This window comes from Spirillospora sp. NPDC048819, from assembly GCF_040650055.1.
Lineage (GTDB): Bacteria > Actinomycetota > Actinomycetes > Streptosporangiales > Streptosporangiaceae > Spirillospora.
Genome location: NZ_JBEZGN010000022.1, coordinates 59,451 through 70,388 on the forward strand (window position 1 = coordinate 59,451; position 10,938 = coordinate 70,388).

The 10,938-nt window shown below is 67.9% G+C and carries 16 protein-coding genes; 7 read left to right on the forward strand and 9 right to left on the reverse strand.

Going from position 1 to position 10,938, the window contains the following annotated elements; genetic code table 11:
• Positions 1-135: 135 nt before the first annotated feature.
• Both AB0C35_RS26795 and AB0C35_RS26800 read left to right on the forward strand, forming a co-directional pair.
• Positions 136-555, forward strand: a complete 420-nt coding sequence (locus AB0C35_RS26795; protein WP_358461136.1) for a YciI family protein — start codon at positions 136-138, stop codon at positions 553-555.
• Complete coding sequence (locus tag AB0C35_RS26800; RefSeq protein ID WP_358461139.1) at positions 552-1,697, forward strand: DUF6596 domain-containing protein; 1,146 nt, start codon at positions 552-554, stop codon at positions 1,695-1,697. Before AB0C35_RS26795 ends, AB0C35_RS26800 begins: the two co-directional genes overlap by 4 nt.
• Before the next feature lie 51 nt (positions 1,698-1,748).
• On the opposite strand, the gene AB0C35_RS26805 is transcribed toward AB0C35_RS26800, so the two are convergent.
• On the reverse strand, positions 1,749-2,645 hold the full coding sequence (locus tag AB0C35_RS26805; RefSeq protein WP_358461142.1) for a helix-turn-helix transcriptional regulator: 897 nt from the start codon (positions 2,643-2,645) through the stop codon (positions 1,749-1,751).
• Between the two features lie 103 nt (positions 2,646-2,748).
• On the opposite strand from AB0C35_RS26805, the gene AB0C35_RS26810 reads away from it, so the two are divergent.
• Positions 2,749-3,645 carry an aldo/keto reductase gene (locus tag AB0C35_RS26810; RefSeq protein ID WP_358461145.1) on the forward strand — a complete coding sequence of 299 codons (897 nt, stop codon included), beginning with the start codon at positions 2,749-2,751 and terminating at the stop codon, positions 3,643-3,645.
• Between the two features lie 31 nt (positions 3,646-3,676).
• Here the strand turns inward: AB0C35_RS26810 and AB0C35_RS26815 are convergent, their stop codons facing one another.
• Both AB0C35_RS26815 and AB0C35_RS26820 read right to left on the reverse strand, forming a co-directional pair.
• A complete protein-coding gene (locus AB0C35_RS26815) occupies positions 3,677-4,393 on the reverse strand; it encodes a hypothetical protein (RefSeq protein ID WP_358461148.1) in 717 nt (238 codons plus the stop codon).
• A gap of 93 nt (positions 4,394-4,486) precedes the next feature.
• Positions 4,487-5,173, reverse strand: a complete 687-nt coding sequence (locus tag AB0C35_RS26820; RefSeq protein WP_358461151.1) for a hypothetical protein — start codon at positions 5,171-5,173, stop codon at positions 4,487-4,489.
• A gap of 277 nt (positions 5,174-5,450) precedes the next feature.
• Here AB0C35_RS26820 and AB0C35_RS26825 point away from each other — a divergent pair, with 277 nt between their 5' ends.
• Positions 5,451-5,825, forward strand: a complete 375-nt coding sequence (locus tag AB0C35_RS26825; RefSeq protein ID WP_358461154.1) for a phosphotransferase — start codon at positions 5,451-5,453, stop codon at positions 5,823-5,825.
• Here the strand turns inward: AB0C35_RS26825 and AB0C35_RS26830 are convergent.
• The 5 genes from AB0C35_RS26830 to AB0C35_RS26850 form a co-directional block, all read right to left on the reverse strand.
• Positions 5,822-6,259, reverse strand: coding sequence for a hypothetical protein (locus AB0C35_RS26830; protein WP_358461157.1), 438 nt, complete (start codon positions 6,257-6,259; stop codon positions 5,822-5,824). The genes AB0C35_RS26825 and AB0C35_RS26830 overlap by 4 nt on opposite strands.
• 286 nt (positions 6,260-6,545) lie before the next feature.
• Positions 6,546-6,731, reverse strand: a complete 186-nt coding sequence (locus AB0C35_RS26835) for a DUF397 domain-containing protein (protein WP_358461160.1) — start codon at positions 6,729-6,731, stop codon at positions 6,546-6,548.
• 41 nt (positions 6,732-6,772) lie between these two features.
• Positions 6,773-6,958, reverse strand: coding sequence for a DUF397 domain-containing protein (locus tag AB0C35_RS26840; RefSeq protein WP_358461162.1), 186 nt, complete (start codon positions 6,956-6,958; stop codon positions 6,773-6,775).
• 41 nt (positions 6,959-6,999) lie between these two features.
• Positions 7,000-7,185: a DUF397 domain-containing protein gene (locus tag AB0C35_RS26845; RefSeq protein ID WP_358461164.1), complete on the reverse strand. Its 186-nt coding sequence runs from the start codon at positions 7,183-7,185 to the stop codon at positions 7,000-7,002.
• Positions 7,176-7,979, reverse strand: a complete 804-nt coding sequence (locus AB0C35_RS26850; RefSeq protein ID WP_358461166.1) for a helix-turn-helix transcriptional regulator — start codon at positions 7,977-7,979, stop codon at positions 7,176-7,178. Before AB0C35_RS26850 ends, AB0C35_RS26845 begins: the two co-directional genes overlap by 10 nt.
• Before the next feature lie 198 nt (positions 7,980-8,177).
• Between AB0C35_RS26850 and AB0C35_RS26855 the strand changes: the two genes are divergently transcribed.
• Both AB0C35_RS26855 and AB0C35_RS26860 read left to right on the forward strand, forming a co-directional pair.
• Positions 8,178-8,576 carry an ATP-binding protein gene (locus AB0C35_RS26855; RefSeq protein WP_358461167.1) on the forward strand — a complete coding sequence of 133 codons (399 nt, stop codon included), beginning with the start codon at positions 8,178-8,180 and terminating at the stop codon, positions 8,574-8,576.
• On the forward strand, positions 8,555-8,950 hold the full coding sequence (locus AB0C35_RS26860) for a hypothetical protein (protein ID WP_358461168.1): 396 nt from the start codon (positions 8,555-8,557) through the stop codon (positions 8,948-8,950). Before AB0C35_RS26855 ends, AB0C35_RS26860 begins: the two co-directional genes overlap by 22 nt.
• Positions 8,951-9,661: 711 nt before the next feature.
• Here the strand turns inward: AB0C35_RS26860 and AB0C35_RS26865 are convergent.
• Positions 9,662-10,012 (reverse strand): helix-turn-helix domain-containing protein, encoded by a 351-nt coding sequence (locus AB0C35_RS26865; RefSeq protein ID WP_358461169.1) that lies wholly within the window; start codon positions 10,010-10,012, stop codon positions 9,662-9,664.
• A gap of 46 nt (positions 10,013-10,058) precedes the next feature.
• On the opposite strand from AB0C35_RS26865, the gene AB0C35_RS26870 reads away from it, so the two are divergent.
• Positions 10,059-10,937 (forward strand): NAD(P)-binding domain-containing protein, encoded by an 879-nt coding sequence (locus AB0C35_RS26870; RefSeq protein ID WP_358461172.1) that lies wholly within the window; start codon positions 10,059-10,061, stop codon positions 10,935-10,937.
• The last annotated feature ends 1 nt before the right edge of the window (position 10,938 follow it).

Genomic DNA, 10,938 nt, shown 5'->3' on the forward strand with positions numbered 1-10,938 from the left:
CCACGCGTGGAACTCGAGGCGGCTCGTCCGGGAGAGCCAGAATGGTTCGGACGGCGATGTCGAGAATCCGTGACCGGCTCCGTCCCCGTGGTGAGGACGAGCATGAGAGTGGCACCAGCACCTAGGAGAATCACGATGGCCAAGTACCTGCTGCTCAAGCACTACCGCGGCGCTCCCGCCTCGGTCAACGACGTGCCGATGGACAAGTGGACGCCCGAGGAGATCTCGGCCCACGTGAAGTACATGGAGGACTTCGCCTCCCGCCTGGAGGCGAACGGCGAGTACGTCGACGGCCGGGCGCTCGCGCCCGAGGGGGTGTGGGTCCGCTACGACGGAGAGGGCCGGCCGCCCGTCACCGACGGCCCGTTCGCCGAGACCAAGGACCTCATCGCCGGCTGGACGGTGATCGACGTCGACGGTTACGAGCGCGCGATCGAGCTGGCCGGGGAGCTGTCGGCCGCTCCCGGGGCGGGCGGCGAGCCGGTCCACGAGTGGCTGGAGGTCCGGCCGCTCCTGACCGCGCAGCCGGATATCACGGAGTGTCATCTCGGGTGAACGACGTCCTGCTCCGGAGCCTCACGCCGAACGTCCTGGCGATCCTCATCCGCCGCGGAGCCGACTTCGCCGCGGCCGAGGACGCCGTCCAGGACGCGCTGGTCGAGGCGATCCGCGTCTGGCCCGACGACCTGCCGCGCGATCCCAAGGGCTGGCTGGTCACCGTGGCCTGGCGCAAGTTCCTCGACGCGGCCCGGGCGGACGCGGCCCGCCGCCGGCGTGAGGACATCGCCGACGAGGAGCCGCCGCCCGGCCCCGCACCCGAGCGCGACGACACGCTCCGGCTCTACTTCCTGTGCGCCCACCCGTCGCTGACGCCGTCGTCCGCGGTCGCGCTCACGCTGCGCGCCGTCGGCGGCCTGACCACCCGCCAGATCGCCCAGGCCTACCTGGTGCCCGAGGCGACCATGGCGCAGCGCATCAGCCGTGCCAAGCGCACCGTCTCCGGCGTCCGGTTCGACCAGCCCGGCGACGTCGCGACCGTCCTGCGCGTCCTCTACCTCGTCTTCAACGAGGGCTACTCCGGCGACGTGGACATGGCCGCCGAGGCCATCCGCCTCACCCGGCAGCTCGCCGCCGCGATCGACCACCCCGAGGTGGCGGGCCTGCTCGCTCTCATGCTGCTCCACCATGCCCGGCGCGCCGCCCGAACCGCGTCCGACGGCAGCCTGGTGCCGCTCGCCGAGCAGGACCGCCGCCGGTGGGACACCGAGTCGATCGCCGAGGGCATCGGCATCCTGCAGGCGGCCCTCGCCCGTGACCGCCTGGGCGAATACCAGGCCCAGGCCGCCATCGCGGCGCTCCACGCCGACGCGCCGGCCGCCGAGGAGACCGACTGGGTACAGATCGTCGAGTGGTACGACGAACTCGTGCGCCTGACGGACAGCCCGGTCGTCCGCCTCAACCGCGCGGTGGCCGTAGGAGAAGCCGACGGCCCCCGCGCCGGCCTGGCGGCGCTGGCGTCCCTGGACGACTCGCTGCCCCGCCACACCGCGGTGGCGGCCTACCTCCACGAACGCGACGGCAACCTGACGACGGCGGCCCGCCTGTACGCCGAAGCGGCCCAGCAGGCCCCCAACCTCGCCGAACGCGCCCACCTGACCCGCCAGGCCGCCCGCCTCAACACGTCCCACCGCCCCTGACATCCGCTCAAAGCACGGGTCCCGGGTGGGGCGCCGTCGGCGGCGCTGCCGCTACTCGTTGGACGCGTGGAGGGGGGAACGCGGGAGTTCGGCCTGGTCGTCCGTTTCCTCGGCGTCCTGCGTCGCGGCCCACGTGCCGAGCAACCGGAGCGCCTCCGCGGAATGCGATCCGGGTTCCACCGCATAGGTGTAGAGCCAGCGCTCCCCGTCCTGGAGTTGCAGCGCCTCAACGTGCATGACGAGGTCGCCGACGACGGGGTGGTGGAATCGCTTGGGGCCGCGGCAGCGCACGTCGACATCGTGCTCGGCCCACCAGTTGCGGAACTCGGGACTGGCGACGGACAGTTCACCGATCAGCGCGTGCAGTCGCCTGTCGCGCGGGTAGCGGCCCGCAGCCTCCCGCAGCACCCCGACGCTCACGCGCGCGTTCATCTCCCAGTCGGTCAGGAGATAGCGCGCCGACGGCTGCAGGAACAGCCAGCGCGGGTGGCTCGCCGCCGCGGACGGCATCGGTTCCAGTCCCACCAGCAGTGCTCGCCCCATGCGGTTCATCGCGTGGACGTCTCCGCGCGAGTCGACGACGATCGCTGGGAACTTGAGGCTGTCGAGCATCAGCCGCATGCCCGCGTCGAGGGGCGCGAGCCGCAGATCGTCGGGCTTGGGCACCACGGTCGACCGGACGAGGTTGTGGAGGTACAGCCGCTCGACCTCGGCCAGCCGCAGCGCGCGGGCGATCGCGTCCAGCACCTGATCGGACGGCTGCAGGTGCCGGCGGCCCTGCTCAAGGCGGGCGTAGTAGTCGAGGCTCACGCCGGCCAGCATCGCGACCTCCTCGCGCCGCAGGCCCGGGACGCGGCGCCGGCCGCCGGTCTCGATGCCCACGTCCTCAGGCTGCACGCGCGCCCGCCGAGTGCGCAGGAACTCCCGCAGTTCACCGTTCTTGGCCATGCTCCAACGGTATGCGCCGGGTGTGTCCGGTTGGGTGGGTCTGTGCGTCCCAGGATGCCGCCACCACTCGTGGGGACGGCGCCCGCGCCCGCATAGTCGACGCATGACCACCATCACTCAGACCTCCCGGCTCGGCGACAGGACCGTGCGGCGCATCGGCTTCGGCGCGATGCAGCTCGCCGGCCCGTGGGTGCTCGGCCCGCCCCAGGACCCGGACGCGGCCCGCGCCGTGCTGCGCCGCGCCGTCGAGCTCGGCGTCAACCACATCGACACCGCGCAGCCCTACGGCCCCGATGTCGTCAACGAACTCATCGCCGAGGTGCTGCACCCCTACCCGGACGACCTCGTCATCGCCACGAAGGTCGGCGGCGCCCGCGATGCGGAGGGCGGCTGGATCCGGGCGTCCCGTCCGGAACAGCTGCGGGCGACCGTCGAGCAGGACCTGCGCTCCCTGCGGCTCGAACACATCGACCTGGTGAACATGCGTTTCGGCGTAGGAGGCCCCGAACCGGACACCATCCCGCTCGCCGAGCAGCTCGGCGCCCTGACCGACCTGCGGGACGAGGGCAAACTCGACCTCATCGGCCTCTCGACCACCTCGGCCGACGTCATCAAGGCCGCCCTTGAGACCACCCCGATCGCCGAGGTGCAGAACGCGTTCAGCATCGCCAACCGCACGGACGAGCCGGTCGTCGACCTCTGCCGCGAGCACGGCATCGCCTACGTCCCCTACTATCCGCTCGGCTCCGCGTTCACGGGCGGCCCGAAGGCGCTCGCCGCCGATCCGTCGATCGCGTCAGTGGCCGCCAAGCACAACGCCTCGGCGTCGCAGATAGCGCTCGCCTGGCTGCTGGCCCACTACGACCGCATGCTGCTGATCCCCGGCACAAGCTCGGTAGCCCACCTAGAAGAGAACCTGGCCGTCGACAGCATCCAGTTGGACGCCGAAGACCTGACCGCGCTGGACCACGTAACCCACCTGGGCGCCCCAAGCTTCTGACCCGGGGGTGGTTCGGCCATGCTCCGGGAGTTCATCGGGTTGGGGCGGCCCGTCCCAGGAAGGACTCCATCTCGGCGAAGACCCGCCTCGGATGGCAGGTCAGCCAGCTCAGCTCCAGGACATCCGCCCCGACGACCCGATACGCCTTGAGCACATCACCGTCACGGAACGGAACGCGTGCCCCGGCACGCAGTTCGATCCAGCACCGGAAATTCATGCCGCGGACGACAAGCCCGATCTCCTCGATATCAACCCATCGGACGACGAGACGGCCGCCGGGCGCCCGGAAGGACAGCGACTCCGGTGTCAGCGCCACATGCTTCGGGGAACCCAGCCTGCGTATCGATGCCACCGCACCCCACGTCAGCAGCGCGACGAACATCGCCGCGCCCGCCACCTGCGCAAACCCCCCTGCGATCAACGCCGCTGCCAAGCCGTATATCGCGGTCAACGCCAACATCGTCAGAGCGGCCGACAAGGCGATCAGCGGTCTGCGCATGAAGGGGAAAACGAGCGCGGCGGCCGGTGTGCCGTCGATATCGATCTCCCCGCGCCGCGGCTCTCCCTTCCAGCGCGGCGGAAGCAGGCCCACACCGAACGACACCAGCCCGGCCCCGAGAAGATTGAGAGGGACCACAATGTAGGCGGTGGCATCGCCTCCTCCGAAGACCCGCGCGTTCGCCGAATAGAGGCTCATCAGCCCCAACAGGAAAATGAACGCGGAGATCAGGTACAGGGCCGGTCGCATACGATCCATCACCTCGCCGAGGTTGGACGACCGTTCCCGCGATGCCGTTCCGCACCGAACCCATCGGGCTCCACGCTCGGCGTGCCGGCCTCCTCAGCCGTTCGACTCCTCCGGGGTGAGGCCGCGCCCCGGATAGTCGGCCAGCTTGCCGTACCGGACCCTGCGCGAGTCCACGTCCAGCGCGATGCGCCTGCCCGGGTCACGGTCCCATTCCGGTACCAGGCCGTGGTCGCGCAGCACATCGACGACCTCGTCGCCCAGCGCGACGCGGGACTCCTCTGAGCCGTCAGGGGTATCGAAGGCCAGGTACAGGGGGCGGCGCCCGGTGTCCTGCTCGTGGTAGAAGACATAGCCTCTGGCCTCCTCGTCCTCGCCGTCGTGGTCCTCGTCGCGGATCTCCAGCAGGCCGCACCTCTGGCAGCAGGCGAAGTCCTCGCGCGCGACGATCGCCCGGGCGTTGAGCTCGTCGAAGGCGTCGCTCAGCCGGTCGCCGTCGGCCGGACGTCCGCCCAGGCTCTCCTGCCAGGCCAGGTGTTCGGCGAACTCGTACCGGAGCAGGTCCACGAGCCAGGCACGCAAGTCGTCCTCGCCCACGCCCTCCAGCTCCTCGAACTCACCCGCCTCGATCTCCAGAGGCAAGTCGATCATCAGGTGGCCGTCGATGACCTCCTCGACGATTTCGTCGAAGGTTCCGTCGGCCATCGCCACCGGCGTGGCAAGCCTGTCGTACAGGGCATCGAGGACCTCACGGGCGTCCAGGTCGGAAAGTGGGGTGCGCATCGGGTTTCTCTCACGGGGGCGGGAAGAGCCGCCCCGTGATCCCGGACGGCCCACCCCGATACTGACGCCAGCCGCGCCTGACACGTTCCATGCCGGAAGCCGTCCACCCGCGACCACCATTCCCGTGGCCGATCAGCGGGCCGACCGCAAGGCCAATCCTGGTGGTAATGCTGGGCGATCACCGATCCCGATGCCCAATCCAAGGACGGCGAACACGCGTGGCAGCCAGCGCGAGTGAGAACGACGTCCGGGAAAGCCAGTCGGTCAAACTGGCGGTGTGCTGAACGATGAAGAGCAGCCGTTGAGGGGCGGGAACGTCAACGACGTTGTCCGGATAGGGGACACCGTCCGGCGTCCCGCAGGGTCATGGACTCCCGCCGTGCACGCGCTGCTCAAGCACCTGTACGAGGCCGGCTTTCGGGCAGCCCCCCGGCCACTGGGCATCGACGATCAGGGGCGTGAAGTGCTGACCTATGCCCCCGGCACCGTGATGTGGCCCGGGCGCCTCGCTCTGTTGGACCCCCAACCGCAACTCGCGCGGGTCGCCCACCTCATCCGCGACTTCCACGACGCCGTGCAGGACTTCGTCCCGCCGCCGGAGCAACACCAAGAGATGTGGGCGCGGACCCTACTTGACGGCGACTCTCGTTAGGGGCCGGCTGGAGGTAGCGTCCCCTCCCGACCACCCGGCCGCCACCGCAAGGCCCATCGCGCCCACCAGTACAGGATTACCACGGAGACCACGACGAACGTCGTCACCAGCAACCAGTCCCACGACCACGCGGCGGGATAGACAACGACGCGATTTCCGGTGTCCCGTGCCTTCACCCGGTCGCCCGCGTCGTCGATATGTGCTCCGGAGGCCAGCTGCACGTTGCGGCGCACGGTGGCGCCGTCTTCGGAGACGTAGTCGCCCCGCCACGTGCAGGTCTTGTCGCACTCCCGGTCCCTGGCGGTGAAGGTCCCCACCTCGCCGGTGCGGAACAGCGCGGCGTAGGCCGGCCGTAGGTCCTGCACCGTGTAGAAGAGAATGAAGACCGCGATCAACGGCGCCACGACCTTGAGGAACCATGCTCCATCGCGCATCTCGCCCCCGCAATACCTCGCAATAGAGACGCGCGACAAGCAACCCGCGATTACTCCGGCCTCGGAGAACAACGGAAAACGGAGCAGTGTGACGCCTCTGACGGCCGACGCCATGGTGATCCTGAGCGCGGAGTGGCGGAACTGGTGCAGCGCGTAGCACCCCGGTCAGATCCGGCACGTGCGGCGTGCGGGAACCCTGAACACGCTCCAGGCTCGCCTACACCTCGGTCACCCACACAGCCCGTGTCGATGCCCTTGCGGTCGAGCGCAGGGTTTCGTGGTGCGGCTATCGGCCCTTGAGGATCTCGGTGAAGCGCCGGAAGTCGCTGCGATTCATGATGAACCGGTCACCGGTTGGGTCCTTGCTGTCACGGATGGCAATAATATTGGAAGCCATCGCAACTTCGACACAAGCGTCACCTTGTTCGCTGCTACGGGATGATTTGCGCCACGTTGGATCAGTCAGGACCATCTCTTTTCAACCGCCTTCCGGACGAAGGGCTGGTTCTGCGCCTAGAGGTTTTTGAGAGCCTCAGCGAGGCGGCCGAAGTCGTCGCGGTTCATGATGAGCTTGGGGCCATGGGGGTCTTTGCTGTCTCGGATCGCCACGGCGCGAGGGACGTCGGCCACCTCGACGCAGTTGTCTCCCTCTGCCGTGCTCCGCGAAGCCCTACGCCAGACAACCCTGCTCAGGTCCATCTCTTTTCAACCGCCTTCCGGGACGAGCAACTGGTCTTGCACTAGAGGTTCTTAAGAGCGTCAGCGAGGCGGCGGAAGTCGCTGCGGTTCATGATGAGCTTGGGGCCATGGGGGTCTTTGCTGTCTCGGATCGCCACGGCGCGAGGGACGTCGGCCACCTCGACGCAGTTATCGTTCTGAACAGTGCTACGGGACGCTTTGCGCCAGACGGCCTTGGTCAGGTCCATCTCTCCTCAATCACCCTTCTGATCAGCGCTCGGGTGTCCCTCACGCTGAGCGCTTCTGCCTGAAGACTAGCGAAGGTTTCGTCCAAGGTGGCTAGGTCTTCGGGGTCTGCACTGGTGACGCCGCCCGTTCCGGTGACGATGTAGGCGGCTCCCTTGCGGTCCGCCTGCGTAGCGATCGCGAAGGCTGCCCGCGCCTCCTCCACATAGACGGTCGGGAGGACCTGGAGATGGATGCCGCCTCGGTGAGACAACTCCAGCAGGTATTCAAGTTGCTCCCGCATGACATGCACACTGCCGACCTGCCTGTGGAGAACACTCTTCTCAAGGACCACGAACATCTTCGGCGCGGGCTCGGTCATCACGTGCTTCTGTCGATTCATCCGCGTAGTCACGTCTGCTGAATCTCTGAGGATCGCGCCAGCATACGACTCTGTCTGGAACAGCCCGTTGACGATGTGCGTCTCGTAGACGCGGATCGAGTTGGCCGTCGATTCTGCTTTTGGGAAATTCACGAAGTGAGCGGCGTACTTGGCGGACTTGATCGACTCCACTAGATCATTCCATGCCGCGATGACCTCACCATTGGCACGGAGGGCGCCGTCCAGGCGACTTGCGAAGTCGTAACGGCAGCGAGTCTTGCCGAGTTCGACATGACTGACGTAGGCGCGTGTGACGTTCACCAGGGTCGCCAGTTCCACTTGCTTGATCCCCAACGCTTCGCGCAACCGTCTGACCTCTGCTCCGAAGGTCCGCAGTTCCGGGCTGGTCTTGGCGTTATCGCCGGTCTTGGCCATCCCGATCCCTCCTTGCGATGTAACAGGCGCGCTAACGAATGAAACCGAAATGCGAGTGCTACCTCGGTCTACAGATAACGTACGCCGCCCTGTGACTCCATGGTGTTCGTTCGACGACAGAGAGTGATTTTGGAGGGATCTTCCGGTTTGCCGTGAAGAGCCGCCTTCGAGGTCCGTCACCGTCCACATGGAGGGGTCATGCCGACCGCTGCTCTTGCGCCGGAGAGGCCGGCGCTTGTCCTGGAGCCGAATGATCGGGCTCCCGCGCTGGCGCGCCGCTACCTGGTCGAGCGGTTTCGCGAACTCGGGCACGCCGACGACTTCATCGGCCGCCTGGTGGTTACCGAGCTGGTTACCAATAGCTACAAGCACGTGGGGTTCGGGCACATCGTCGTCCGCATCCTGCCCGACCCGGACGAAGCCCTCAGCGTCATCGAGGTCGGCGACGAGGGACCGGGGCTACCAGTCATCGGACGCGAGGACCGGGACGCCGTCAGCGGGCGTGGCCTGTTGCTTGTGGCCGAACTCGTCCACGACTGGGGCGTCCGCCCGCTCAAAGAGGAAGGAAAGGTCACGTGGGCTCGCTGCGTCCGCTGAATGCTCAGCGCCACGTCCTGCGGTGGCGTACCCGGCGCGGTCGCCTCACGGCGATCCGCCACCTCGACCTCCTCAGCGTCGCGATCCAGGCCAAGGCGTACCGGTGCGTCAAGCTGTACCAGGCCGATGACCTTCCCACCCGTCCGCCGGTCCTCTGGGTGTTCGCGTTCGGTCCCGACCACCACGTCCGCGTTGGCGTCGCGGTTCACGCCATGCCCGGCGGTACCTGGAGCTACTACCTGGCCGGACGTGGCAGGCACGGCTACCTCGCGCCCTGCGGCGACACCAAGTACGCCGCCGACCAGGTCGACGGCCTCCTCAAACACCGCATGTACCCAGCCACCTGGGGTGCGCCACCCGGGGTATCACGGTGAACGTCGACTCTCTAGGTGTTCGGCTGGAGCACCTGGGGTTGGACGTCGACAGTTCCCAGGGGCTTGACGATCTGCGCCGCTCTTTCCCCAGCGTGTGCTTTTGGTACGGGGATTTCAGCGGCTCGCTGTGGGCGCTGCTGCCCGATCGGCTGGTCGAAGCGAAGACCGCCGGCGACCTGGCTGGGCGACTCCGTGCGGCTCTTGCGCCGCGTCCCCAGGCCATGTGCCGTCCTGGATCGTCCACTCGTAGGCCAGATGGAAGTTGGGCCGCCCCCGTCCCGGCGCTCCGTCCGCCGGGACGGGGCAACTTCAGGCGCCTCTTGAGCGCCGTGTTCCGCTTCGCGGCAAGCACCTTTTGAGCGCCGGGTGGCAGGCTCAACGGTGCGACCGGCGAAGACCGCTGGGCCGGACGCCGGACGCCGGACGTCTGATCGGCGTCCGCGAAGACTCACCGGGAGGCGGCTGCCGGGCTTGGTGATCCCGCGTTGCGGCTCCCGTGGTGGGCTGCGAATGGTGCTTGCGAGTCATTAGGGGCCCAGCTTGCGACGCGGCTCGGCGTCGGTGCGCACGGTCAGGGCGTCTCGAACGTGGTTGGTTGAGGCCTTCGGTACCCACTTTTTTGTGGGTACTTGGCTGGACGGGGCGGACGGGCGAACCTTGTTGTGGGCGGTCAAGGGGCCGTCCGGTGCGGGGAATGGAGGTGGCGTGCGTTCAGGAAGCCGACTGGGCCTCGGCGAGTTTTTCCAAGCGGCGGTGGCCCCAGTCGGAGATCGGGGTCAGTGCCTTGGAGAGGTCGAAACCGAACTCGGTCAAGGAGTACACCGTTTTCAGTGGTAGCTCGTCGTGCACTTCGCGGTGCACCAGGCCGTCGTCTTCCATTTCGCGGAGTGCGTGAGTCAGCACTTTCTCGCTGAGGCCCGGTAGCCGTCGGCGCAGTTCGCCGGGGCGGTGCGGGCGCTCTTCCAGCAGCCAGAGCAGGCTGGTCTTCCACTTGCCGTCGATCACGGCGATCGCGGCGGTCACTCCGCAGACATCCGTTTTCTGAGCGAGCTTGCGCGTCATCAGTCGTCCCGTTCGTCCTTGCATGAGTCTTTCGAAGGGTTAAGTCATGTATGAACAGTCTGCCGTGACCGTGGTCGGTTTGGGACCGATGGGACGGGCCCTGGCTCGCGCGTGCCTGGACGCCGGGCTGCGCACCACCGTCTGGAACCGGACTCCGGGCCGGGACGATGAGCTGGTCGAACGCGGTGCGATTCGCGCCCGGTCGGCGGAGGAGGCGGTCTCCGCGAGTGACCTGACCGTGGTCTGCGTGGTGAACTACGACGCGGCGGACGCGGTTCTGCGGCGCGATGCGGTCATCGAGGCGCTCAAGGGACGCACCGTGGTGAACCTCACCGCCGACACGCCTGAGCGGGCCCGCGACACCGCATCGTGGGCGGCCGAGCACGGCATCCGCTACCTGGACGGCGCGATCATGACGCCGGTCGTCACGATCGGGACGCCGGACGCGGTGTTCATCCACAGCGGCCCGCAGGACCTCTTCCGAAAGCACCTGCCGGTCCTGGAGAAACTGGGCGGTACCCACACCCATCTGGGCGAGGACATCGGCCGGGCCGCCGCGCACGACATCGCTCTGCTGGACATCTTCTGGACCGCGATGACGGGCTACGCCCACGCCTTGGCCGTGGCGAAGGCGGAGGGGATCACGGCACGCGAACTGGCCCCGTTCGCCAAGGGCATCGGCGAGATCCTGCCACCGATCTTCGAGGAGTTCGCGGACGAGGCCGACAGCGGAAACTTCTCCGGCGAGGACAACCCGATCACCTCGGCGGCGTCGTCCATGGCCCACATCATCCATACCTCTGAGGCCCACGGAATCGATGCCGGGGTCATGCGGGCCGCTGAGGGCCTGGCCCGCCGTGTCATCGGCATGGGGCACGGCGAGGACGGGTTGATCCGCGTCACCGAACTACTGGGACGTCGCTGAC

Excerpts from the sequence above, each read along its gene's own strand:
- AB0C35_RS26850 (WP_358461166.1), bottom strand. The coding sequence starts at position 7,979 with ATGGCCAAGACCGGCGATAACGCCAAGACCAGCCCGGAACTGCGGACC.
- AB0C35_RS26870 (WP_358461172.1), top strand. The coding sequence starts at position 10,059 with ATGTATGAACAGTCTGCCGTGACCGTGGTCGGTTTGGGACCGATGGGA.
- AB0C35_RS26815 (WP_358461148.1), bottom strand. The coding sequence starts at position 4,393 with ATGCGACCGGCCCTGTACCTGATCTCCGCGTTCATTTTCCTGTTGGGG.
- AB0C35_RS26795 (WP_358461136.1), top strand. The coding sequence starts at position 136 with ATGGCCAAGTACCTGCTGCTCAAGCACTACCGCGGCGCTCCCGCCTCG.
- AB0C35_RS26855 (WP_358461167.1), top strand. The coding sequence starts at position 8,178 with ATGCCGACCGCTGCTCTTGCGCCGGAGAGGCCGGCGCTTGTCCTGGAG.
- AB0C35_RS26835 (WP_358461160.1), bottom strand. The coding sequence starts at position 6,731 with ATGGTCCTGACTGATCCAACGTGGCGCAAATCATCCCGTAGCAGCGAA.
- AB0C35_RS26845 (WP_358461164.1), bottom strand. The coding sequence starts at position 7,185 with ATGGACCTGACCAAGGCCGTCTGGCGCAAAGCGTCCCGTAGCACTGTT.
- AB0C35_RS26830 (WP_358461157.1), bottom strand. The coding sequence starts at position 6,259 with ATGCGCGATGGAGCATGGTTCCTCAAGGTCGTGGCGCCGTTGATCGCG.
- AB0C35_RS26840 (WP_358461162.1), bottom strand. The coding sequence starts at position 6,958 with ATGGACCTGAGCAGGGTTGTCTGGCGTAGGGCTTCGCGGAGCACGGCA.
- AB0C35_RS26810 (WP_358461145.1), top strand. The coding sequence starts at position 2,749 with ATGACCACCATCACTCAGACCTCCCGGCTCGGCGACAGGACCGTGCGG.
- AB0C35_RS26865 (WP_358461169.1), bottom strand. The coding sequence starts at position 10,012 with ATGACGCGCAAGCTCGCTCAGAAAACGGATGTCTGCGGAGTGACCGCC.
- AB0C35_RS26820 (WP_358461151.1), bottom strand. The coding sequence starts at position 5,173 with ATGCGCACCCCACTTTCCGACCTGGACGCCCGTGAGGTCCTCGATGCC.
- AB0C35_RS26805 (WP_358461142.1), bottom strand. The coding sequence starts at position 2,645 with ATGGCCAAGAACGGTGAACTGCGGGAGTTCCTGCGCACTCGGCGGGCG.